The organism is Nesterenkonia sp. LB17, assembly GCF_022565915.1.
Taxonomy (GTDB): domain Bacteria; phylum Actinomycetota; class Actinomycetes; order Actinomycetales; family Micrococcaceae; genus Nesterenkonia.
Genome location: NZ_JAJOYX010000001.1, coordinates 516,148 through 538,010 on the forward strand (window position 1 = coordinate 516,148; position 21,863 = coordinate 538,010).

Annotated in this window: 21 protein-coding genes; 16 read left to right on the forward strand and 5 right to left on the reverse strand. The window is 68.2% G+C overall.

Features of this window, described 5'->3' with window-relative positions:
- Window positions 1–61: 61 nt before the first annotated feature.
- A complete protein-coding gene (locus tag LTH96_RS02310; protein ID WP_370642650.1) occupies window positions 62–856 on the reverse strand; it encodes a TSUP family transporter in 795 nt (264 codons plus the stop codon).
- A 29-nt stretch (window positions 857–885) separates the two neighbouring features.
- The gene (locus tag LTH96_RS02315) at window positions 886–2,691 is read right to left on the reverse strand and encodes a proline--tRNA ligase (protein ID WP_241464082.1); all 1,806 of its coding nucleotides are present in this window, start codon (window positions 2,689–2,691) and stop codon (window positions 886–888) included.
- A 254-nt stretch (window positions 2,692–2,945) separates the two neighbouring features.
- Here LTH96_RS02315 and LTH96_RS02320 point away from each other — a divergent pair, with 254 nt between their 5' ends.
- Window positions 2,946–5,390, forward strand: a complete 2,445-nt coding sequence (locus LTH96_RS02320) for a LuxR C-terminal-related transcriptional regulator (RefSeq protein WP_241464083.1) — start codon at window positions 2,946–2,948, stop codon at window positions 5,388–5,390.
- A gap of 10 nt (window positions 5,391–5,400) precedes the next feature.
- Here the strand turns inward: LTH96_RS02320 and LTH96_RS02325 are convergent, their stop codons facing one another.
- On the reverse strand, window positions 5,401–5,787 hold the full coding sequence (locus LTH96_RS02325) for an SHOCT domain-containing protein (protein WP_241464084.1): 387 nt from the start codon (window positions 5,785–5,787) through the stop codon (window positions 5,401–5,403).
- A gap of 205 nt (window positions 5,788–5,992) precedes the next feature.
- Between LTH96_RS02325 and LTH96_RS02330 the strand changes: the two genes are divergently transcribed.
- The 15 genes from LTH96_RS02330 to LTH96_RS02400 all read left to right on the forward strand — a co-directional run bounded on the left by LTH96_RS02330 (window position 5,993) and on the right by LTH96_RS02400 (window position 19,883).
- The gene (locus tag LTH96_RS02330; RefSeq protein ID WP_241464086.1) at window positions 5,993–6,436 is read left to right on the forward strand and encodes a DUF6325 family protein; all 444 of its coding nucleotides are present in this window, start codon (window positions 5,993–5,995) and stop codon (window positions 6,434–6,436) included.
- Entirely contained in the window at window positions 6,433–6,789 is a 357-nt protein-coding gene (locus tag LTH96_RS02335) for an SHOCT domain-containing protein (protein ID WP_241464088.1), read from the forward strand. The genes LTH96_RS02330 and LTH96_RS02335 overlap by 4 nt, the downstream gene beginning before the upstream one ends.
- A gap of 164 nt (window positions 6,790–6,953) precedes the next feature.
- Window positions 6,954–7,499 (forward strand): ribosome maturation factor RimP, encoded by a 546-nt coding sequence (rimP, locus tag LTH96_RS02340; RefSeq protein ID WP_241464090.1) that lies wholly within the window; start codon window positions 6,954–6,956, stop codon window positions 7,497–7,499.
- Between the two features lie 24 nt (window positions 7,500–7,523).
- Window positions 7,524–8,501, forward strand: coding sequence for a transcription termination factor NusA (gene nusA, locus LTH96_RS02345; protein ID WP_241464092.1), 978 nt, complete (start codon window positions 7,524–7,526; stop codon window positions 8,499–8,501).
- A gap of 54 nt (window positions 8,502–8,555) precedes the next feature.
- Complete coding sequence (locus tag LTH96_RS02350; RefSeq protein ID WP_241464093.1) at window positions 8,556–8,831, forward strand: YlxR family protein; 276 nt, start codon at window positions 8,556–8,558, stop codon at window positions 8,829–8,831.
- 223 nt (window positions 8,832–9,054) lie between these two features.
- A complete protein-coding gene (gene infB, locus LTH96_RS02355) occupies window positions 9,055–11,946 on the forward strand; it encodes a translation initiation factor IF-2 (protein ID WP_241464094.1) in 2,892 nt (963 codons plus the stop codon).
- A gap of 147 nt (window positions 11,947–12,093) precedes the next feature.
- Window positions 12,094–12,591 (forward strand): 30S ribosome-binding factor RbfA, encoded by a 498-nt coding sequence (rbfA, locus tag LTH96_RS02360; RefSeq protein WP_241464096.1) that lies wholly within the window; start codon window positions 12,094–12,096, stop codon window positions 12,589–12,591.
- Window positions 12,592–12,618: 27 nt separating this feature from the next.
- On the forward strand, window positions 12,619–13,710 hold the full coding sequence (gene truB / locus LTH96_RS02365) for a tRNA pseudouridine(55) synthase TruB (protein ID WP_241464097.1): 1,092 nt from the start codon (window positions 12,619–12,621) through the stop codon (window positions 13,708–13,710).
- Between the two features lie 5 nt (window positions 13,711–13,715).
- Window positions 13,716–14,072, forward strand: a complete 357-nt coding sequence (locus LTH96_RS02370; protein ID WP_342357715.1) for a hypothetical protein — start codon at window positions 13,716–13,718, stop codon at window positions 14,070–14,072.
- Window positions 14,054–14,521 carry a hypothetical protein gene (locus tag LTH96_RS02375; protein WP_370642648.1) on the forward strand — a complete coding sequence of 156 codons (468 nt, stop codon included), beginning with the start codon at window positions 14,054–14,056 and terminating at the stop codon, window positions 14,519–14,521. Before LTH96_RS02370 ends, LTH96_RS02375 begins: the two co-directional genes overlap by 19 nt.
- On the forward strand, window positions 14,521–15,552 hold the full coding sequence (locus LTH96_RS02380; RefSeq protein WP_370644358.1) for a bifunctional riboflavin kinase/FAD synthetase: 1,032 nt from the start codon (window positions 14,521–14,523) through the stop codon (window positions 15,550–15,552). Before LTH96_RS02375 ends, LTH96_RS02380 begins: the two co-directional genes overlap by 1 nt.
- Before the next feature lie 14 nt (window positions 15,553–15,566).
- A complete protein-coding gene (locus LTH96_RS02385) occupies window positions 15,567–16,454 on the forward strand; it encodes a class I SAM-dependent methyltransferase (RefSeq protein WP_241464103.1) in 888 nt (295 codons plus the stop codon).
- A 115-nt stretch (window positions 16,455–16,569) separates the two neighbouring features.
- Entirely contained in the window at window positions 16,570–16,839 is a 270-nt protein-coding gene (gene rpsO / locus LTH96_RS02390; protein ID WP_036473966.1) for a 30S ribosomal protein S15, read from the forward strand.
- Window positions 16,840–17,120: 281 nt separating this feature from the next.
- A complete protein-coding gene (locus LTH96_RS02395; protein ID WP_241464105.1) occupies window positions 17,121–19,358 on the forward strand; it encodes a polyribonucleotide nucleotidyltransferase in 2,238 nt (745 codons plus the stop codon).
- Window positions 19,359–19,604: 246 nt separating this feature from the next.
- Window positions 19,605–19,883: a hypothetical protein gene (locus LTH96_RS02400; protein ID WP_241464107.1), complete on the forward strand. Its 279-nt coding sequence runs from the start codon at window positions 19,605–19,607 to the stop codon at window positions 19,881–19,883.
- Here LTH96_RS02400 and LTH96_RS02405 read toward each other — a convergent pair.
- Complete coding sequence (locus LTH96_RS02405; RefSeq protein WP_241464108.1) at window positions 19,868–21,172, reverse strand: MFS transporter; 1,305 nt, start codon at window positions 21,170–21,172, stop codon at window positions 19,868–19,870. The genes LTH96_RS02400 and LTH96_RS02405 overlap by 16 nt on opposite strands.
- A gap of 344 nt (window positions 21,173–21,516) precedes the next feature.
- On the reverse strand, window positions 21,517–21,819 hold the full coding sequence (locus LTH96_RS02410; RefSeq protein WP_241464110.1) for a rhodanese-like domain-containing protein: 303 nt from the start codon (window positions 21,817–21,819) through the stop codon (window positions 21,517–21,519).
- Window positions 21,820–21,863: the final 44 nt, after the last annotated feature.

Consider the following 21,863-nt stretch of genomic DNA (forward strand, 5'->3'; position numbering starts at 1 on the left):
CCGGCGTCGATCGAGACGGTGCGGACCTGGCCGGCGTCGACGGAGGCCGCGCCGTCGATGATCAGCCGAAGAGGTCCATGGCCACGTCGTAGCCCAGCTTGATCACCAGCGCGAAGACCACCACCAGGAACACCGCCCGGATGAACTTGGATCCCTTGGCGATCGCCATCCGCGCGCCGAGGTAGCCCCCGGCCATGTTCGCGGCACCCAGCACCAGCCCGAGACCGATGAACACGTGTCCGGCGGGGAAGAAATACAGCAGCGCGCCGAGGTTCGTGGCCACGTTGACCACCTTCGCCTGCGCCGAGGAGTTCAGGAAGTTGTAGCCCAGCACGGTGACCAGGGCGATGACCAGGAAGGTGCCGGTGCCTGGGCCGAGCACACCGTCGTAGAAGCCGACGATCAGCCCGATCGTCACCGCGCGCGCCAGGTGGCCCATCCCCGCGTGCCGCAGCTTCTCCAGCTGCCCGACGTGGGGTTTCACTGCGGTGAACACGCCCACGCCGATCAGTGCGAGCAGGATCAGCGGCAGGATGATCCGCTCCGGGAGCGAGGCGGCGACCGCCGCGCCGCCGTAGCTGGCCAGCAGCGCCGCCGCGGCCATCGGCAGCGCCGTGGTCATCGAGGGCCTGACCCGTCGCGCGTAGGTGATCGCCGACGTCGTCGTCCCGAAGATCGACCCGAGCTTGTTGGTGGCCAGCGCCTGGACCGGGGTGATCCCCGGGACCATCAGCAGCGCCGGCAGCTGCAGCAGCCCGCCCCCGCCGACGACGGCGTCCACCCACCCGGCCGCGAAGCCGGCCATGACCAGCAGCAGCAGGGTCACCCAGGTGATCTCGAGGCCGCCACCGATCACGAGATCAGTGGCGGCCTCGAGGGTCTCGGTCAGCGCAGACCCTTGACGTGTTCGAGCACCGCCGCCGCGGCTTCGGCCACCGGGACCTCGTGGGATTCACCGGAGCGGCGGTCCTTGAGCTCGATGGTGCCGTTCTTCAGGCCGCGGCCCACGGTGACCAGCATCGGGACCCCGAGCAGCTCGGCGTCGCCGAACTTCACGCCGGGGGAGACCTTGGGCCGATCATCGTAGATCGCGGTCAGGCCGGCGGCTTCGAGCTCGCTGATCAGCGCCTCGGCGGCCGCGTAGACCTCCTCGCCCTTGCCGGTGGCGACCAGATGCACATCGGCCGGAGCGATCGCGGCGGGCCAGATCAGGCCCTTGTCGTCGTGGGTGGCCTCGGCGATGGCGGCCAGCGCGCGGGTCACGCCGAAGCCGTAGGAGCCCATGGTCACGGTGGCGAGCTTTCCGTTGACGTCGAGGACCTGCAGGCCGAGCGCCTCGGCGTAGCGGGTGCCGAGGTGGAAGATGTGGCCCATCTCGATGCCGCGGCGGGTGCGCAGCGGACCGGAGCCGTCCGGGGCCGGGTCACCGGATTCCACGACCACAGACTCGATGATGCCGTCCCAGCCGAAGTCGCGCCCGGCGACCAGGCCGAACACGTGCTGGTCAGATGCGTTGGCACCGGTGATCCAGCTGGTGCCCGACACCACGCGGGGATCCACCAGGTAGCTGATGCCGGTGCTGGACTCCTCGCCCAGGACCGGCGCGTCCAGGGAGAGTCCGGGGCCGATGTAGCCGCGGACGAGTCCGGGGTGCTTCTTCAGGTCCGCCTCGTTCGCGGCCTCCAGTGCGACCTCGCCGCCGACGCCGAGGAGGCCGCCGATGGTGGCTTCGGCGCGCTTGAGGTCCACCTCGCGGCTGCCCGGCACGCCGAGCACCACGATCCGGCGGGTGCCGTCAGGCAGCACGGCCGCGACGACGACGTTCTTCAGCGTGTCCGCCGCAGTCCATTCGCGGTCGGCCCGGGGCTGGTGGGTGTTCGCGGCGTCGACCAGGGTGGCGATGGTGTCGGTGCCGGGGGTGTGGTGGACCTGGGCCTCCGGCAGTCCGGAGAAGTCCAGCGGCTCGGGAGCCGGAGTGGTCACCGCCTCGACGTTGGCGCGGAAGCCGCCCTCGGACTCCACGAAGGTGTCTTCGCCGACGTCACAGGGGAAGAGGAACTCCTCGGACGCCGAGCCGCCCATCGCGCCGGACTGTGCGTTGACCGGGACCACGGGCAGGCCGAGCCGGTCGAAGATCCGCAGGTAGGCCTCGCGGTGGGCCGCATAGGCCGCGCTCTGGTCCGCTTCGGTCAGCGCGAAGGAATAGGAGTCCTTCATGATGAACTCGCGGCCGCGGAGCAGGCCTGCCCGGGGGCGGGCTTCATCGCGGTACTTCGTCTGGATCTGATAGATCGAGAGCGGCAGGTCCTTATAGGAGCTGTAGAGGTCCTTCACCAGCAGGGTGAAGACCTCCTCGTGGGTGGGTGCCAGCAGGTAGTCCGCGTCCTTGCGGTCCTTGAGCCGGAAGATCCCGTCGCCGTAGTCGTCCCAGCGGCCGGTCGCCTCATAGGGCTCCTTGGGCAGCAGTGCCGGGAAGTGCACCTCCTGGGCGCCGATCCGGTTCATCTCCTCACGGACGATCGCCTCGATCTTCCGCAGCACGGTCAGCCCCAGCGGCAGCCAGCTGTAGACGCCCGGGGCGGCGCGGCGGATGTAGCCGGCGCGGACCAGCAGCTGGTGGCTGGCGACCTCGGCGTCGGCCGGGTTGTCGCGCAGCGTGCGGAGGAACAGGTGAGACAGGCGGAGCGGCACAGGTGAACTCGTTTCCGGTGAGGGATCTTCTACCGGCCCAAGTCTAAGGGGCGCTCGCAGATGAGCTCCCACGCGTCGTCGACCAGGCCTCCCGCGCCGTCGCGCGGCGTGGATATACTCCCAGCGTGGCCGCCTCGAGGCCAGCGCATCCGACAGTGCCATGGGCCCGTTATCGCATTCCGGCGAGTCGGCCGGACCTGTTGCCGCGTCCCCGCGTGACCGCGGCCATCGAGCGCGCGGTCACAGGACACCGGATGACCGTCATCAGCGCCCCCAGCGGTCACGGCAAGACTCGGGCCGCCGCCGAATGGGCGAGGCATCAGCTGCGTCCGGTCGCCTGGCTCTGCCTGGGTCCGGCCGACGATGAACCGGCGGCGCTCACGTCGGGTGTCATCACTGCCCTGCGCGGACTGCTCCACGCCGGCGATGATCTTCGCGAGGCGCTGGGTGAGCTGGATCCGGGCTCCGACGCGAACACGCTCTACGACCAGGTCTGCCGGACCTTCGAGCAGCCTGCGTCTGTCTCCGTGCTGGTGATCGACGACGCCCAGCGAGCCGCAGGTCAGTTGAGGGCCGGCTTGCTGGGCATGCTCGTCGACGACGCCCCCGAACACCTGCGGCTGGTGTTCCTGGGAACCACCCCGATCGAGGCCTGGCTGGCGAAACAGATCCTGGAGGGCTCGGCCGTCCATCTCTCCGCAGCGGATCTGGCCTTCGACCGGTCAGAGACCGAGGGCCTGCTGAAGCGATTCGGAAACAGCCTGGACTCGCGCGAGGTGCTCGAGAGCACGCAGGGATGGCCTATCGCCGTGCAGACGGCCGCGCTGGCCAGCCAGCGGCCTCCCGGAGCGGGAGACAGCCTCGAGGACCTGTTGAGGAGCTACGTGCAGACCCAGATCCTTGACGGGCTGGGTGAATCGCTGGCGGTGTTCATCCTCACCACGACTGCCTGCACGGAGCTGACGGCCGAGCTCGCCACCGCACTGTCCGGTCGAGACGACGCTGCCGCGGTGCTGGATGAGCTGGTCGACCGCGGCATCTTCCTGAGTCGGCATTGCGAATCGGGCGAGACCCCGACCTACCGGTGGCATCCGATCTTCGCGCGGCAGTGCACCCAGATCCTGCGCCGTCAGGACCCGACGGCGCTGAACCTGCTCCACCTCAGGGCAGGGGAGCAGCTGTCGTCCACCAACCCCCTGAGCGCACTGCGCCACTTCCAGGCGGCTCAGGATCATGATCGTGCCCATCAGGTGCTGGTCGCGAACTGGCTGGAGCTGATCATCGGGGACCACGCCCGACAGGTCGCCACCTTCTGCGCGGGCCTTCCGCAGCGCTTATCCGGCGCGGCCACGACACAGCTCATCCTCGCCTGCGCCGAAGATGTCATGGGCGAGCATCAGGTGTCACGCACCCGATTCCGCAAGGTGCTGGACTCGCTGCCCGATGACACCACGGACGAGGGTGTGGAGTCCGTGCTCCGGGTCGCGCGACTGTTCCTCACCGACGACCCCAGAGCGGCGCTGACGGCGGCGCGGGACGTCCATGCGCGGCTCTCTGTCTCGGGGGAGTTCGAGGGACGGGAGCGGGTCGGGGTGCTGTTCCTGCTGGCCTGGACCGAGCTGCGGCTCCGCCTGCACCCTGAGTCTGCCCCCGAGATCATGTCTGCCGCCGCCCGCGAGTGGGGAGCGATGGGGGAGGCCCAGCTTGAGCGAAGCGCACTGGGCAGTCTCGCCATGGTCGATCTGTGGGATGGCAGGAACGCCCGCGCCCGTCGCATCCTGAGCGAGGTCGATGCTCCGCTTCAGGCATCGACCTCGATATCGACACACTACGAGGGCAGTGCGCTCGGCACCGCGATGGGACTGCTGGCGTACTGGTCTGCAGACTTCGATGACGCCACCGAATGGTTCGGTCGCGTCATCGAGGCGGGGGACGCCCCTGTTCCTCTCGGCGGCGCGGTGCGGACGTTCCTGGCCTTCAGCGCTGCGGGTGCCCGGGATCCGGCCCTGTGTCGAAGGGCTGCCCTCGAGCTGGAGGCTGTGTCACGGGAGGAGGCCCAGGGGGTGCAGTGGCCGATCTTCCGGGATGCGGCGCAGGCCGTGCTGGCGGAGGTCGCGGGGCACCGGCCGAGGGCCCTGGCGCTGGTGGAGCGACACCCTGATGCGGCAGACCTTCCGATGATCGGGGTCGTGCTGGCCGGCATTCTGCGGCGAGCCGGGGATCCCGCTCGCGCATTCCGCCTGCTGTCCCGGCATCGAGCATTCATGGGAATCTCCTACGTGGCGATCTCCGCACGAATCTCAGCTGCCCTGGTCCACCGGATGCGCGGGGAACCGGACGTCGCCCACGAATACTGTGAGTACGCCCTGGACATCGCGGAGCGCGAAGACATCCGCCAGCCCTTCTGCGACGGTGACCTGAATCTTCGCCTGCTGCTCACGGACCATCTGACCCGACGCACATCCCATGAGGCCTTCATCGCCAGCGCCCTGACGGCTGAACAGAGCCGCCGCGGGGTCCTCGCGGCCCTCTCCGGCCGGGAGGTCGAGGTGTACCGCCTGCTCCAGACCTCCAAGACGATCCAGGAGATCGCGGACGCGCTGATGGTCTCGGTGAACACGGTCAAGACCCACCAGCGAGCGATCCACCGGAAGCTGGGGGTCCGGACCCGCCGCGAGGCTCAGCAGCTCGCGCCCTGAACCTGGAGCCTCAGGCGAGGGCCCTGGCCTTGAGCGACCTGAACTCCTCCTCGGTGATGGTGCCCGAATCGCGCATCAGGGCCGCCTTCTCGATCTCGACGCTGGGACTGGTCACGCCCACCTCCCGCAGCCGCGCGAGCATCGCCTCATGGCTTCTCTGATCAGCTGCGGCGCCGCGCTCAGCCATCCCGCCGCCACGAGCGATGAGATAGATCAATGCGGTGAGGAAGGGCAGGAATATCAAGAAGAACACCCAGACCGCTTTGGAGAACCCGCCGAGCTTCCTGTCCCGAAAGATGTCTCCGATGATGCTGAACATGACCATCAGATAGGCCACAAACACGAAGGCCCATACGAACCACCAGATGATGGACCAGAACGATTCCCAGAATTCCATGACATTGCCCTTCTGTGCACGCTGCCGCCGTCGAGGAGTTGACACCTTGAGCGTCACACAGACCCCGCGGCGGGTGGACTGAAAATCACCCGTTCCGGGTGAGCAGAACGCCGCCGCGCGGTCGGCTCTGCGAGCATCGGATCAGACACCCCCTGTGCTGCAGGGCTCTGCCGGACCGCGGAGATCACCGGAGAGGGAAAAGACCATGCCTGACTTTCGATACGGCCCCGTGGAGATCTATCTGCTCGCCTTCGAGGGACAAGAGCCGGCCCCCGGTGCCCTGACCGCTCTGGCAGATGTGCTCTCCACCGGCGCGGTGAGACTCCTTGACCTGGTCGCGGTGAGCAAGGACGAGGCCGGACGAGCGGCCATGCTCGACCTGGCGGGACGCGACCGGCTGGGACTGAGCGTGGGGCCGGACCCGGTGACCGAGGGGCTGATCGGCGAGGAGGACCTCATCGAGCTCGCCGCGCCGCTGGCCTGCGGGTCTTCGGCGGTGGTGCTGGCCCTGGAGCTCAGGTTCGAGCTGATGCTCGCAGACCGGCTGGCCCAGGGGGAGGCGGAGGTCCTGCGCACCACGCGAGTACCGGCCCCGGTCGTCAACGCACTCATCGACCTGTATGACCCCGTGGAGGGAGGACCGCCGTGACGATCGAACGTGTCGGACGCCCGGGGCTGATCGGACTGGCTGCCCGAACGTCTGTGCTGCTCGGCGCCACCCAGGCCTTGACCGGGGAGGGGGACGTCTATCAGCAGCGTCGGGCACGGGACCGCGACGACCAGGAGCACTACGCCGCCGCCCATCAGCAGGCGCGCATCGAGGCAGCCGCGCTGGCGGCGATCGCCCATGCCGCTCCTCCGGCCCCGCTCGCACCTGTGCCGCTGGCAGTTCCCAGCGGCACGAGCTTCATGGATGACCTGCAGCGGCTCGCCGAGCTGAGACGATCGGGTCTGCTCAGCGAGGAGGAGTTCGCGGCCGCGAAGGGCAAGCTCCTCCGCTGAGCCGCCGCTGCGCCGCCGCCGAGCGATCACCCCCGACGTTCCCGGAGACTCGGTCCGCCAGCGGGCCGGGGCTGAGCGGGGCGCACCCACAGGGCCCGGTAGGAGGTGCGGCGAGTCTCAGGCACAATAGAGACGCACCGCAGACCACCACCGATAGGACCGTCATGGCCACCGCCCCCCGCCCCACCGGTGAGCAGCGCTTCCAGGATGCCCGCGCCGCGAAGATCGCCGAGCTGATCACGCCTGCGATCACCGCGCAGGGGCTGTACCTCGAGGAGATCGAGCTCGCCGCAAACGGGCCCACCACCACGCTGAAGGTCTCGGTGGATCTGCTCACCGGCACCGACCAGGTGGATCTGGACACCATCGCCGAACTGTCCCAGGCCATCTCCGCCCGGTTCGACGAGGACGACGTCCTGCCCGAACTCGACAGCTATGACCTCGAGGTCTCCACCCCCGGCGCGACCCGCCCGCTGACCACACCGCGGCACTTCGAGCGCAACCTGGGCCGGATGCTGGAGATCACCCAGGCCGGGCACAGCCCGATCCTGGCCCGGCTGCAGGCGGTCAGCGACGGCTCCATCACCGTGGTCGAGCAGAAGCCGACCCCCAAGAAGGGGATGCCGGTGAAGTACGGAGATCCCGCGGAGATCAGTCTCGCGGCGATCACCCACGCACGAGTGCAGGTAGAGTTTTCCCACACGCAGTAGATACTGGCTTAACCGGAGGCACAAGTGGATATCGATATGAGCGCACTGCGCATGCTTGTCAAAGAGCGAGAGATCCCGCTGCAGCGGCTGATCCCCGCCATCGAACAGGCGCTGGTGCTGGCTTACCACAAATCGCCCGGAGCGCTGCAGCACGCCCGGGCTGAGATCGATCAGTCCACTGGCCACGTCACGGTGTGGGCCAAGGAGCAGGACGAGAACGGCACCTTCATCGGGGAGTTCGACGACACCCCCCGGGACTTCGGACGGGTCGCCGCCTCCACCGCCCGCCAGGTCATCATGCAGCGGATCCGCGACGCCGAGGACGATCAGGTCCTGGGCCAGTTCAAGGGCCGCGAGGGCGAGCTGATCTCCGGCACCATCCAGCAGGGCCGCAACCCCAACATGGTCCAGGTGGACCTGGGCAGCGTCGAGGCGCTGCTGCCCCCGCAGGAGCATGTCCCCGGCGAGGAATACGTCCACGGTCATCGGATCCGCGCCTTCGTCGTCGACGTCCACCGCGGCATGCGCGGACCTTCCATCACGCTCTCGCGCTCACACCCGGGCCTGGTGAAGAAGCTCTTCGAGCATGAGGTCCCCGAGATCGCCGACGGCTCCGTGGAGATCACGGCCATCGCGCGTGAGGCCGGGCACCGCACCAAGATCGCGGTGCGCGCCCACCAGTCGGGGATCAACGCCAAGGGTGCCTGCATCGGCTCCATGGGCTCCCGCGTCCGGGCGGTCATGAACGAGCTCAACGACGAGAAGATCGACATCATCGATCACTCCGACGACGCCGCCGAGTTCATCGCCCATGCACTCTCACCCTCGAAGGTGAAATCGGTCACCATCCTGGACGAGGCCACCCGCAGCGCCCGCGTGGTCGTCCCGGACTATCAGCTCTCCCTGGCCATCGGCAAGGAGGGCCAGAACGCCCGCCTCGCCGCGAAGCTCACCGGGTGGCGGATCGACATCGTCTCCGACGCCACGCTCGCCGCACCCTGACCGGCCGCCCACTCCCACGTTTCTGCTCGACGCCGCCGGAAGGGGTAGACTGTCATGGTTCCAGTGCGTACCTGTATCGGCTGTCGCCGTGAGGTCGCTCAGGACAAGGCAATAAGGCTCGCACTCAGCGCAGCCCAGAACGCCGATCCTGCACCGCCGCTGGTGGTGTGGGACACCGATCGGGCCCTGCCCGGACGAGGCGCCTGGCTGCACCCGCAGCGTGAGTGCTTCGAGACCGCCGTCAAGCGCAAGGCCTTCAACCGGGCCTTCCGCCGGACCGTGGACCCGAGGACGCTCGACCTGCACGACATTATTGGCACCAACGGTTGACGCCGCCTGGGGCTGCAGCAATGCAGCGGACAGTCGGAAGAGACCAGAAAGCGGGTTCAGAGAGATGGATCCCCGATGAAGACCGACGCATGAGTTCGCAGCGATGACCCATCACAGCAACTCCGTCACGGTTTCAGAACAGTTCAAACGGCCTTCGCCGATGAACCGCTGACATCAGCCCCGCTGGTGCCAGCGGGGAAGCGTGGGCCAGACAAGGAGAAATGTGGCCAAGGCCCGCGTACACGAGCTCGCCAAAGAGCTCGGCATCACCTCGAAAGAAGCCCTCGCAAAACTGCAGGGCATGGGCGAATTTGTGAAGTCGCCCTCCTCCACCGTGGAGCCCCCGGTGGCGAAGAAGCTGCGTCAGGCATTCCCTGACGCCAAGCCCGCCGCCGACGCCCCCGCGTCCAACGGCGCTGCCCGCCCAGGTCCGAAGAAGTCCGACGGTGCCTCCGCGCCCGCCGCTGACAGCTCAGGCCCGGCGCAGCCCGCCGCATCAGGATCCTCCGCGCCACGGCCCGGCGGTTTCAAGCCCGGCCCCCGGCCCGGCCCGAAGCCTGCTGCAGCGCCCGAACCCGAAGCCCCCGCAGCTGCTGCCCCCAAGGCGTCGGCCCCGAAGGCCGAGACCCCGGCTCCTGAGGCCGAAGCTCCCAAGGCTGAAGCCCCCAAGGCTGCCGAGAAGCCCGCTGCGAGCACGGAGGCTCCGGCTGAGAAGCCCGCCTCCAAGCCCGCCGCATCAGGCGCCAAGCCCGGCGGTCCCCGCCCGGGCAACAACCCCTACGCACCGAGCCAGGGCATGGGCGCCGAGCGCCAGGCCCCGCGTCCCGGTGGAACCGGCGGCCCCCGCCCCGGTCCCAAACCGGCTGGACCCCGCCCGGGCAACAACCCGTTCGCACCCCAGCAGGGCATGCGCAATGAGCGCAGCGGTGGACCCCGTCCCCGCGGCGGTCAGGGCGCACCAGCCGGCGCTCCGCGTCCGGGTGCACCTCGCCCGGCCGGCGCCTCACGTCCCGGCGCACCGGCAGCAGGCGGCGCAGCCCGCCCCGCAGCCGCACCACGTCCGGGCGGTCCCAAGCCGTCGATGATGCCCAGCCAGACCCCGGCTCCTGCCGGTGGTCGTCCCGGCGCCCCCGCCGGTGGCCCGCCACGCGGCGGTCGCGGCGGCGGTCCTCGCCGTGGCGGCGCAGCAGGTGCCTTCGGTCGCGGCGGCTCCAAGGCCAAGGCTCGCAAGTCGAAGCGCGCAAAGCGCCAGGAGATGGAGCAGCGTCAGTCCCGCGAGATCGGCGGCGTGCGCGTTCCCAAGGGAGACGGCACCACCGTCGTGCGGCTGCGCCGCGGCTCCTCGCTGGGCGATTTCGCCGAGAAGATCAATGCCGAGCCGGCAGCCATGGTCACCGTGCTGATGAAGCTCGGTGAGATGGCCACAGCCAACCAGTCCCTCGACGAAGAGACCTTCCACCTGCTGGGCGATGAGCTGGGCTATCCGGTCCAGATCGTCTCCCCGGAGGACGAGGACCGCGAGCTGCTGAACACCTTCGACATCAACATCGAAGATGAGCTGGCAGCCGAGGGCTCCGACGAGCTCTCCGCCCGTGCCGCCGTCGTGACCGTCATGGGTCACGTCGACCACGGCAAGACCCGACTCCTGGACTCCATCCGCAGCGCGAAGGTGACCGAAGGCGAAGCCGGCGGCATCACCCAGCACATCGGTGCCTACCAGGTCCACGTCGAGCACGAGGGCGTCGAGCGCGGCCTGACCTTCATCGATACTCCCGGTCACGAGGCGTTCACCGCCATGCGTGCTCGTGGTGCGAAGGTCACCGACATCGCGGTGCTGGTCGTGGCCGCCGATGACGGCGTCATGCCCCAGACCATCGAAGCGCTGAACCACGCGAAGGCCGCCAACGTGCCGGTCGTCGTCGCGGTCAACAAGATGGACAAGGAAGGCGCCTCCCCGGACAAGGTCCGTGGTCAGCTGGCCGAATACGGTCTGGTGCCCGAGGAGTACGGCGGCGACACCATGTTCGTCAACGTCTCCGCGCTGAAGCACCTGCACATCGACGAGCTCCTCGAGGCCGTGCTGCTCACCGCAGACGCAGCCCTGGAGCTCACCGCGAACCCGAACAAGGCAGCTCGCGGCGTGGCCATCGAAGCGAACCTGGACAAGGGTCGCGGCGCCGTGGCCACTGTGCTGGTCCAGTCGGGCACGCTGCGGGTGGGCGACAACATGGTCGCCGGCACAGCTCACGGCCGCGTCCGCGCCATGTTCGATGAGCACGGTGAGACCGTCAAGGAGGCCCTGCCCTCCCGTCCGGTGCAGGTGCTGGGTCTGTCTTCGGTGCCTCGCGCCGGTGACACCTTCCTGTCCACCTCCGATGACCGCACTGCTCGGCAGATCGCTGAGAAGCGTGAAGCCGTGGAGCGCAACGCTCAGCTGGCCAAGCGCCGCAAGCGCATCAGCCTGGAAGACTTCGACCAGGCTGTGGCCGACGGCAAGATCGACACGCTCAACCTCATCCTCAAGGGCGACGTCTCCGGTGCCGTGGAGGCCCTGGAAGATGCGCTGCTCAAGATCGATGTGGGTGCCGATGTGCAGCTGCGCGTCATCCACCGCGGCGTCGGTGCGATCACGCAGAACGACGTGAACCTGGCCACTGTGGATAACGCAGTGATCATCGGCTTCAACGTCCGACCTGCGGAGCGCGTCAACGACCTGGCCGAGCGTGAAGGCGTGGACATGCGCTTCTACTCGGTCATCTACGCCGCGATCGATGACATCGAGGCAGCCCTGAAGGGCATGCTGAAGCCAGAGTACGAAGAGGCTTCACTGGGCAGCGCGGAGGTCCGCGAGGTCTTCCGCTCCTCGAAGTTCGGCAGCATCGCCGGTTCGATCGTCCGCTCCGGCCTCATCCGCCGCAATGCCAAGGCGCGCCTGGTGCGCGATGGCAACGTGGTGGCAGACAACCTCACCATCGAGTCGCTCAAGCGCTTCAAGGACGACGCCACCGAGGTCCGCGACGGCTTCGAGTGCGGCATCGGCCTCGGATCGTTCAACGACATCCGCGAAGGTGACAGCATCGAGACCTGGGAGATGCGCGAAATTCCGCGCTCCTGACCAGGCCCGCCGGTTTCACCGGTGACAGCTCCGGGGACCCTGCCACAGGCGGGGTCCCCGGACCTGTCCGCAGACCATACCCACCTGGCCCCGCATCAAGCGCGGATCCAGGCCAGGGACACACAAGTCTTCTGAAAGGAGCGCATCATGGCAGATCCAGCACGCGCCGCCCGATTGGCGCAGCGCATCAAGGTGATCGTGGCCGAGGCGCTGCGCCGCCGGGTCAAGGATGAGCGCGCAGAACTGATCACCGTCACCGACGCCCGGGTGACCAATGATCTCCAGCACTCCACGGTGTACTACACCGTCATGGCCCCGGACGAGGAGTCCCGGGCAGGGGCCGAGGCCGTCCTGGCCGCGAACCAGGGCACCCTGCGCTACGAGCTCGGTCGGCAGCTGAACATCCGGCTGACCCCGACTCTGGAGTTCGTCGCCGACGAGATCCCGGAGACGGCCGCGCACATGGAGGACCTCCTGCGCAAGGCCCGCGAACAGGACGAGCAGGTCGCCGCCCTGCGCAAGGACGCCCAGCCCGCCTCGGAGGAGAAGCCCTACCGCTGGCAGGTCGAGGAGGAGCCGGCCGCATCGCAGGACGACGCCGCATCCGACGACGACGCCGGCCGCTCCAGCTCCGCGGATCGCTGAGCGCACGGAAGCTGAGGCTGGATACGCATGGGGAAGAAGCAGAAGCCTGAAGAGCTGGAGGTCGGCTCCGGACTTGTCCTGGTGGACAAGCCGGCCGGCCTGACCAGCCATGACGTGGTCGGACGGATCCGCAAGCTCGCCGGGACCCGCAAGGTGGGCCATGCCGGCACTCTGGATCCGATGGCCACAGGCGTCCTGGTGGTCGGGATCAACCGCGCAACCAGGCTGCTGACCCATATCGTCGGAGTGGACAAGACCTACACCGCCACCGTGCGGCTGGGTCAGTCCACCTCCACCGACGACGCCGAGGGCGAGGTGCTGCAGACCCGGTTCGCCAATGCGGTGACCCCGGAGGCCATCGCGGCCGAGATCGGGAAGCTCACCGGCGCGATCCAGCAGGTCCCCGCCACGGTCTCCGCGATCAAGGTGGACGGCCAGCGCGCCCACGCCCGGGCCCGCGCCGGCGAAGAGGTCGCGCTGAAGTCCCGCGACGTCACGGTCCATGACTTCGAGGTCTTCGAGATCCGCCGGATCGACGGCGGCAAGCTCGTCGACGTCGACATCGAGGTCCGGGTCTCCTCCGGCACCTACGTGCGCGCCCTGGCCCGGGATCTGGGCGAGGCGCTCGAGGTCGGCGGTCACCTCACCGCGCTGCGCCGCACCGCGGTGGGCTCCTACAGCATCGACCAGACCCTGACCCTGGACCAGCTGGACGAGGACTTCGGCTACATCGGCCTCGCCGAAGCCGCCGAGCACCTCTTCCCGGCGCGTCAGCTCACCGCGGAGGAGACCGAGAACCTCGGCTACGGCCGGCGGATCACCGCCTCGGGCACCGGCGAGGACCCGCAGCTCACCGCGGCCTTCGACCCCGACGGGGAGCTGGTCGCGCTGCTCATCGATGTGCCCGCCAAGAAGGGCGCCTCGGCCTCACCGGACGCCGCCCATGCCGCGGACTCCGACTCCATCGACTACCAGGCCAAGCCCGAGCTGGTCTTTGCGATCAGCACCGGACCTGGCTCGGCCGATTCAGCATCGGTGGATTCAGGGTCGGAGACTGCCGGAACCGGGGCTCAGCCCGCCGGAACCGGCGTCACACAGCCGCCCGGAGCCTCCGAATGACGGTGATGTTCCTCATAGGCGCCATCGTCTGTGGGCTCTCCGTGCTGGTCTGCTGGGTGATGACCGCGGCCCGCGATCACCCCGCGGACTCCTCGATCATCTCGCTGGCCGCGATCGAGCTCTACCTCATCGCCTACGGCATCTACGCCGGGATCCGGCAGATCGCCGGGGCTCCGGTGGCCGGCGAGGCGTGGGAGTTCTGGGGCTATATCCTGACTGCACTTCTGCTTCCGGTCGGAGTGTTCATCTGGGCCATGATCGACAAGACCCGCTGGTCCAACCTGGTGATGAGCTTCGTCGGACTTGTCGTGTTCGTGATGGTCTACCGCTTGGAGGAGATCTGGTGGGGAAGCGCGCTATGACCCGGCCGTCGCCGGACGTGCCGGCCAACGCCTCGCCCACTCCGCGCAACCGCGGAGTCGGCATGCTGATCATCACCGCCTACGGCATCTTTGCCGTCTCCTCCTTCGCCCGAGCGCTGTATCAGATCCTCACCGACTTCGACGCCTCCCCGGTGTCCTACTCGCTCAGCGCCTTCGCCGCCGCCGTCTACATCGTCGCCACCCTTGCCCTGGCTCGGATCGGCCCCCGCGCCTGGCTGGTGGCCCTGATCGCGGTGCTGGTGGAGCTGACCGGGGTGCTCGGCGTCGGCTTGTGGACCTACCTGGATCCGGAGCTCTTCAACGAGGCCACCGTGTGGTCCCACTTCGGTGCCGGCTACGGGTTCGTGCCGCTGCTGCTGCCGTTCATCGGCCTGTTCTGGCTGCTGCGGCACCGGCCGGGCACCGAGGCCGCGCGGGACACCCAGTGATGAGCGATAGGCTGATCGGCGTGCAGTTCTGGAATGGTCTTGAAGAAGTCCCCCGCGGGCTCGGACCCACCGCCGTGACCATCGGCAACTTCGACGGCGTCCACCTGGGTCACCAGGAGGTCCTGACCCGTCTGGTCGCCGCCGCCCACGGGCCGGCCGATGGTGCCGCAGTGGACGCTTCTCCGCGCGCCCAGGCCGTGGCGATCACCTTCGATCCGCACCCGCTGCAGGTCCACCGGCCCGAAGAGTCCCCGGAGATGCTCACCGGCACCGCGGAGAAGGTCCAGCGCCTGGCCGAGACCGGCATCGACGCGCTGCTGGTGCTGCACTACAACCTCGACCTCGCCGGGCTCACCCCCGAGGAGTTCGTCAAGACCTATTTCGTGGACACGCTGAACGCCTCCGTGGTCGTCATCGGCCACGACGTGCGCTTCGGCCGCGGGAACTCCGGGAACTTCGAGACCATGGTCGAGCTGGGCCGACGCTACGGCTTCAGCGTGCTCGGCGTGGATGATTTCGCGCTGATCGGGCATTCGGTGGCCGAGACCGAGCGGCGCTGCTCCTCGACCTGGGTGCGTGAGGCCCTGGAGGCCGGCGACGTCGCCGCGGCGGCCGAGGTGCTCGGACGCCCGCACGCGGTGCTCGGCGAGGTGGTCCACGGGGCCGCCCGCGGACGCGACCTGGGCTTCCCGACCGCGAATCTGGGCCGCGACTCCGAGGGCATGATCCCCGCCGACGGCGTCTACGCCGGCTGGCTGGTCGATGCCGCCGGCGCCCGCTGGCCCGCGGCGATCTCGGTGGGCTCGAATCCGACCTTCCACGGGGTCGAGCGGGTGGTGGAATCCCACGTGATCGACCGGCCCACCGAGGCGGTGGAGGAGTTCGACCTCTACGGCCAGCACGTGCGGGTGGAGTTCGTCGAGCACCTGCGCGGCATGGTCGCCTATGAAGGCGTGGAGAAGCTGGTCGAGCAGATGTACCAGGACGTGGAGCAGACCCGCCAGGTCCTCGCCCGCCTCTCCGTCGAGTAGACCGGATTCGGCACGTGCCCTCCCGCCCGAAGCCACGGCCCGCCCAGCAGGCGCTGATCTCCGACCCAGAACGACGACGTCGCCTGGGTGCCTCCTTCGCCGATGACACCTCGCTCGAGGAGGCCCGGCGCTACGACGCGGTCCGTCCCCGCTACCCCGACGAGGTGGTGGACCAGCTGCTGCGCGTGGCTGGATCCTGCGCTTCCGTCGGGCCGCCGGTGGTCGCAGACCTCGGCGCCGGCACCGGGATCCTGGCCCGGGCCCTGCTGGCCCGCGGTGCCAGCGTCCACGCGGTCGAGCCCTCTGCGGCCATGACCGAGGTCATGTGCGCCCGCAGCGTCGAGCAGAATCCGGAGCAGAGCCCCGGACAGACCCGCCCGCCGCACCGCCTTCAGGTGCACCGCACCACGGCGGAGGCGACAGGGTTGGAGCAGGCGAGCTGCGACGTCGTCGTCGCGGCCCAGGCCTGGCACTGGTTCGATGACGCCCTGGTGCAGGACGAGGTGCGCCGGATCCTGCGGCCGCAGGGAGTGCTGGGGGTGGTCGCGAACTATCTGGACACCTCGGTGCCCTGGGTGCACCGGCTGACCCGGATCATGCGCGCCGGGGATGTCTACCGGCCGGGCTGGACCCCGCCGGTGGACCCGGCACGCTTCACCGCCTGGGACACCACTCAGACCCGGTGGGAGCGGAAGATGACACCTGAACAGATCCGGGAGCTCTCCACCACGCTGAGCTCCTGGCTCTCCGCGGAAGAGCCCGCCCGAGCCCGCCGCCGGGCCAACCTGGACTGGTACCTCGACGAACACCTGGAGCTCACCCCGGGGGAGCCGGTCGCGCTGCCGTACCTGACCGTGCTGCACACCAGCGTTTCCCGTGTGCCAGGCGCTCCTGTATCGTAGAAAGGTCGCTTCGGCGACGTCGTCATGCTGCAGTCCGCGGTGGCTGACACTGGTCCCTGGCCCTCACGGGCAAAGCCCGGTCCTGTTCGCGGTACAACAATGAAGGAGCTCTTCCATGGCTTTAGATCCCGTTGTCAAACAGGAGATCATCAAGGAGTACGCAACTTCCGAGGGTGACACTGGTTCACCCGAGGTCCAGGTTGCGGTTCTGACGCGTCGGATCTCCGACCTCACCGAGCACCTGAAGGTGCACAAGCATGATCACCACACCCGTCGCGGTCTGATGATCCTGGTGGGTCGCCGTCGTCGTCTGCTGAAGTACCTTGCTGCTACGGACATCGAGCGCTACCGTTCGCTGATCAAGCGTCTCGGTATCCGCCGATGAGCTTCAGCGTCAAACGCTGATCACCAAGCAACGAAACAGGCGGCTCCCGAAACGGTCTTCATGACCGTAGGAGCCGCCTGCTTTGTATGCGAGGATAGTGGGTGGCGCACCCGCCAGTGAGAGGGATCGAACTCATATGTTCCGGTCCTCGGTAGTAGCCTCCGGGAGGCACGACACGTGCCAGGCCCGTGGGCTTCGATCGATGACCGACCGTATGTACGCAGATCCTTTCCTCTCACTGGCTCGCCAGCAATGCACGCTACTGAGAGGAGACACCTGTAATGCAGGGTCCCGAGATTCACTACACCGAAGCCGTGATCGACAACGGATCATTCGGTACACGTACGATTTCCTTCGAGACCGGCCGCCTCGCCAAGCAGGCCGCCGGTTCCGTCCTGGTCACCATGGACGAGGACACCACGCTGCTCTCGGCCACCACGGTGGGCAAGTCACCCCGCGAGGGCTTCGACTTCTTCCCGCTGACGGTCGACGTCGAAGAGCGCATGTACGCCGCAGGTCGCATCCCCGGCAGCTTCTTCCGCCGCGAGGGTCGCCCCTCGACCGACGCGATCCTGGCCTGCCGCCTGATCGACCGCCCGCTGCGCCCCGCCTTCAAGAAGGGCATCCGCAACGAGGTCCAGGTCGTCGAGACCATCCTCTCGATCAACCCGGACGACCTCTACGACGTGGTCGCCATCAACGCCGCCTCGATGTCCACCCAGCTCTCCGGTCTGCCGTTCTCCGGCCCGATCGGTGCAGTGCGCGTGGCCCTCGTGGACACCGGCTCAGGCGCCCAGTGGGTCGCCTTCCCGAAGCACTCCCAGCTCAAGGACGCCGTGTTCAACATGGTCGTCGCCGGTCGAGTCGTCAACGACGACATCGCCGTGCTGATGGTCGAGGCCGAAGCCACCGATGACTCCTGGAAGCTCATCAAGGAGCAGGGCCGCACCGCGCCCACCGAGGACATCGTGTCCGAGGGTCTCGAGGCTGCCAAGCCGTTCATCAAGGTCCTCTGCGACGCACAGGCAGACCTGGCAGCTCGCGCCGCCAAGCCCGCCATCGACATCCCGACCTTCGTGGACTACGAGTCCGACGTGCTGGCCGCGGTGGAGTCCTCCGCTTCGGAGCGTCTGAGCGCGGTCTACCAGATCGCTGACAAGCAGGAGCGCGACGCTGCCGACTCCGAGCTGAAGGCCGAGGTCCGCGAGGACCTCGCCGGCGAGGGCAAGGAGTTCGAGGGTCGCGGCGGCGAAGTCGCCAAGGCCTTCGGTGCGGTGACCAAGCAGGTCATCCGCCAGCGGATCCTGCGCGACCAGGTCCGCATCGACGGACGCGGCCTGACGGACATCCGCCAGCTCACCGCCGAGGTCGAGGTCCTTCCCCGGGTGCACGGCTCGGCCATCTTCGAGCGCGGCGACACCCAGATCATGGGCGTCACCACGCTGAACATGCTCAAGCTCGAGCAGAACATCGACTCGCTGTCGCCGGTGAAGACCAAGCGCTACATGCACAACTACAACTTCCCGCCGTATTCGGTCGGTGAGACCGGCCGCGTGGGTTCACCCAAGCGCCGCGAGATCGGCCATGGTGCTCTTGCTGAGCGCGCCATGATGCCGGTGCTGCCGTCCCGCGAGGAGTTCCCCTACGCGATCCGCCAGGTCTCTGAGGCCCTGGGCTCCAACGGCTCCACCTCGATGGGTTCGGTCTGCGCCTCGACGCTGTCCATGCTCAACGCCGGTGTGCCGCTGAAGGCTCCGGTCGCAGGCATCGCCATGGGCCTGGTCTCCGACCAGGTCGACGGTGAGACCCGCTACGCCGCCCTGACCGACATCCTCGGCGCCGAAGATGCTTTCGGCGACATGGACTTCAAGGTCGCCGGCACCTCCGAGTTCGTCACAGCCATCCAGCTGGACACCAAGCTCGACGGCATCCCCGCTTCGGTGCTCTCCGCAGCGCTGAAGCAGGCCCGCGAAGCTCGCCTGCACATCCTGAGCGTCATGGCCGCCGCCATCGACACCCCGGATGAGATGTCCGAGTTCGCACCGCGCATCATCTCGGTGATGGTCCCCGTGGACAAGATCGGTGAGGTCATCGGCCCGAAGGGCAAGATGATCAACCAGATCCAGGAGGACACCGGCACCGACATCTCGATCGAGGATGACGGCACCGTGCTGATCGGCGCGACCAACGGCGAAGCTGCTGAGGCAGCCCGCGCCGCGGTCAATGCGATCGCCAACCCGCAGGTCCCCGAGATCGGCGAGCGGTACCTGGGCACCGTGGTCAAGCTGACCACGTTCGGCGCGTTCATCTCGCTGACCCCGGGCAAGGATGGCCTGCTGCACATCTCCGAGCTGCGCAAGCTCAACGAGGGCAAGCGCGTGGATGACGTCGAAGACGTCGTCAACGTCGGCCAGCGCATCCAGGTCGAGATCTCCAAGGTCGATGACCGCGGAAAGCTCAGCCTGGCACCCGTCGTCGAAGGTGACGGCTCCTCGGAGTCGGACAACGACGACGCGTGATCAGCTTCTGCTGAACGGCTCCAGCTGAGCCGCTAGGACGGCCGGTGAGGTTCCCTTCGGGGCCTCACCGGCCGTTCTTGTGTCACGGGGTCTCAGGCCCACACCCATCCAGCTGCTCTGTCACGCATCGAGTGTGTAATTCGACCGCGTTCTGGGCCCGAATCCCGGAAAATATCTGCACGAATTGCACACTCGATGACGCGGCGGGGGTTCAGCGTCTCGATGGACCATGGCAAGGTGGGTCCCATGGACCATGTGGTGGGATGGCTGTTCCTCGCCTTCTGGGTCGTGCTCGGCGGGGCGGTGGTGGTCCGCCTGGTGCTGGCCCTCCGACAACGACGCCGCGGATCCTCGCTGCAGGAATCGGTGCTGCGCCCGGTGCTGAGAACAGGCACGGCCGGGGTCTGGCCGACCCTCGACGCGCGCGCCGGAGAGCATCCCGAAGACGTGCCGGAGGGAGCGGAGCCCCGCAACGAGGCGGAGGATCAGCACCACGACCAGGCTGAGGGTCAGTCCCGGGAGTAGTCCCGCGCGTTGCTCACACCCAGCGCATTGGCCACCGCGGCGAGGATGATCAGCAGCGCGGCGACCAGCGGCACCAGCGCCGCGACCTGGGTCCCGAAGCCCTCAGCCAGATACCCGGTGATCGCCGAGGAGGACGACTGACCGATCACGATCGCCGTGGTCAGCAGCGACATCACCGTGGTGGAGCGCCCGCGCGGGCTCCGCTCGGCCACCAGGCTGAACTGGGTGACCAGGGTCGGGCCGATCCCCACTCCCATCACCAGCAGCACCAGCAGCAGCACCGGCAGGGCCGAGGCGAACTGCAGTCCGATGGTGCCCAGCAGCAGCACGCCGCCGAAGCTCAGCCAGCGCGCCTGAAGGCTGAAGCTCGCCGGGAACAGGGCCGCGGCGAGGGCGAAGACCGCCGAGCCGATGCCCATCGCGCCGTAGACCAGCCCGGCGCGTTCGGCGTAGCCGAGGTCGGCCATGAAGGAGGTCAGCGTGGTCAAGGTGGAGCCGAAGATCAGCCCGATGCCCAGCGCGCCGGCCATCAGCACCAGCAGCCGCGGCGCGAACAGTGACCGCACCGGTGCGGGCTCCTGGTGGGTGGCGGCGTTCTTGGGCACTACGTCCGCGGTGCGGTGCAGCGCGAAGGTGATCAGGAAGCACAGGGTCAGGATCGCGGCGCCGATCATCGGTGCCGCTCCGCCGAGCGTGGCGGCGAGCAGGCCCACGATGACCGGACCGAAGACGAAGGTGATCTCGTCGGCGGCGGACTCATACGCCATCGTGGAGTTCATCGTCTTCTGCTGCCGTGCCGGGGGCAGCTCGCGGAAGATCACGCCCACCAGTCGGCTGCGCGACATCGGCGGGACCTGCGGAGCGGTGGCTCCCACGAAGAAGGCTGAGGTCAGCACGGCCCAGGTGCCGAAGGGGCTGTAGACCACCCAGGCCATGGCGAGCAGCGAGAGGCTGCTGGCGGAGCCGGCGATCAGCAGCACCCGGCGCTGGCCCCAGCGGTCCGCCGCGGCTCCGATGAGCGGGCCGAAGATCGCGGTGCCCAGACCGACCATGGCCGATGTCAGTCCGCCCAGGCTGATGGAATCCCGTGCGGCCACCACCAGGGTCAGCACCCCGACCACCATCATCGCGTAGGGGAAGCGCGCCAGCAGGGCCACCGGGAAATAGGCGGGGCCCACGGCGCCGCGCAGGGTCTGCCGCGGGTCGGAGCCGGGGAAGCTGGGTGCGGGACGAGTGCCTGGCTCAGCAGCTGGTCGCGGCTGCATGGCGTCGGACTGGTGCGCGGGCATGGTGGTGGATCCTCCGGGAGTCGGCTCTCGCGTGCTCAGTGCCGCCTTGACTCCACAGCGAGGCCGCCGCCGAGACAGGTTGATACACGAAATGTCAGCGCTCCCGCGATGCGGCCGCAGCTGGACCGGGCCGGGGGAGGGCAGAGTTCTCAGCGTACCGGCTGTCCTTCAGCTGGCGCCATCTGCACTTCCTGCCTCCGGCGCTCAACGCGTCGCGCGCCGGAGGGCTTCCTCGGCGCCTGGGCTGTCTGAAGAGAGGGCCACCGGTGGACATCAGCCTCGTGTCCAGGGGCGCCAGGGGTGCCGGTGAGGAGGTGCTGAGTTCAAGGACTTGCAGAGGCTTCTCAGGGGAGTGCCGTCGGATGACCCTCTTTGGCCCATAGAGTCATTCCGCCCTCCATGCTCTCGACGGTGAATCCTGCGTCGCTCAGGGTCTGCGCCGCCGTCAGACTTCTCCGACCGCTGCGGCACACTGTGATCGTCGGCCGTGCGGAGTCGAGTTCCGGCAGCCGTGTCTGCAGCTGTCCCAGGGGTATATGGAGGGCTCCCGGGATCATGCCAGCGCTGACTTCTTCATCTTCTCGCACGTCAACGATCTGAGCCGTCTCCATCCGTTTGAACGTCATTGAAGGTGAGACTTCCTGCATTGTGGCCTCCTGGGCTATGGGTCGAGGGTCGAAACTGAATTGTG

What these genes read in the sequence shown, in the direction of transcription:
- LTH96_RS02370 (WP_342357715.1), top strand. Translation starts at nt 13,716, where the DNA reads ATGTTCCTCATAGGCGCCATCGTCTGTGGGCTCTCCGTGCTGGTCTGC.
- rimP (WP_241464090.1), top strand. Translation starts at nt 6,954, where the DNA reads ATGGCCACCGCCCCCCGCCCCACCGGTGAGCAGCGCTTCCAGGATGCC.
- LTH96_RS02320 (WP_241464083.1), top strand. Translation starts at nt 2,946, where the DNA reads ATGACCGTCATCAGCGCCCCCAGCGGTCACGGCAAGACTCGGGCCGCC.
- rbfA (WP_241464096.1), top strand. Translation starts at nt 12,094, where the DNA reads ATGGCAGATCCAGCACGCGCCGCCCGATTGGCGCAGCGCATCAAGGTG.
- LTH96_RS02330 (WP_241464086.1), top strand. Translation starts at nt 5,993, where the DNA reads ATGCCTGACTTTCGATACGGCCCCGTGGAGATCTATCTGCTCGCCTTC.
- truB (WP_241464097.1), top strand. Translation starts at nt 12,619, where the DNA reads ATGGGGAAGAAGCAGAAGCCTGAAGAGCTGGAGGTCGGCTCCGGACTT.
- LTH96_RS02400 (WP_241464107.1), top strand. Translation starts at nt 19,605, where the DNA reads ATGGACCATGTGGTGGGATGGCTGTTCCTCGCCTTCTGGGTCGTGCTC.
- LTH96_RS02325 (WP_241464084.1), bottom strand. Translation starts at nt 5,787, where the DNA reads ATGGAATTCTGGGAATCGTTCTGGTCCATCATCTGGTGGTTCGTATGG.
- LTH96_RS02380 (WP_370644358.1), top strand. Translation starts at nt 14,521, where the DNA reads ATGAGCGATAGGCTGATCGGCGTGCAGTTCTGGAATGGTCTTGAAGAA.
- rpsO (WP_036473966.1), top strand. Translation starts at nt 16,570, where the DNA reads ATGGCTTTAGATCCCGTTGTCAAACAGGAGATCATCAAGGAGTACGCA.
- LTH96_RS02395 (WP_241464105.1), top strand. Translation starts at nt 17,121, where the DNA reads ATGCAGGGTCCCGAGATTCACTACACCGAAGCCGTGATCGACAACGGA.
- LTH96_RS02410 (WP_241464110.1), bottom strand. Translation starts at nt 21,819, where the DNA reads ATGCAGGAAGTCTCACCTTCAATGACGTTCAAACGGATGGAGACGGCT.
- LTH96_RS02405 (WP_241464108.1), bottom strand. Translation starts at nt 21,172, where the DNA reads ATGCCCGCGCACCAGTCCGACGCCATGCAGCCGCGACCAGCTGCTGAG.
- LTH96_RS02350 (WP_241464093.1), top strand. Translation starts at nt 8,556, where the DNA reads ATGGTTCCAGTGCGTACCTGTATCGGCTGTCGCCGTGAGGTCGCTCAG.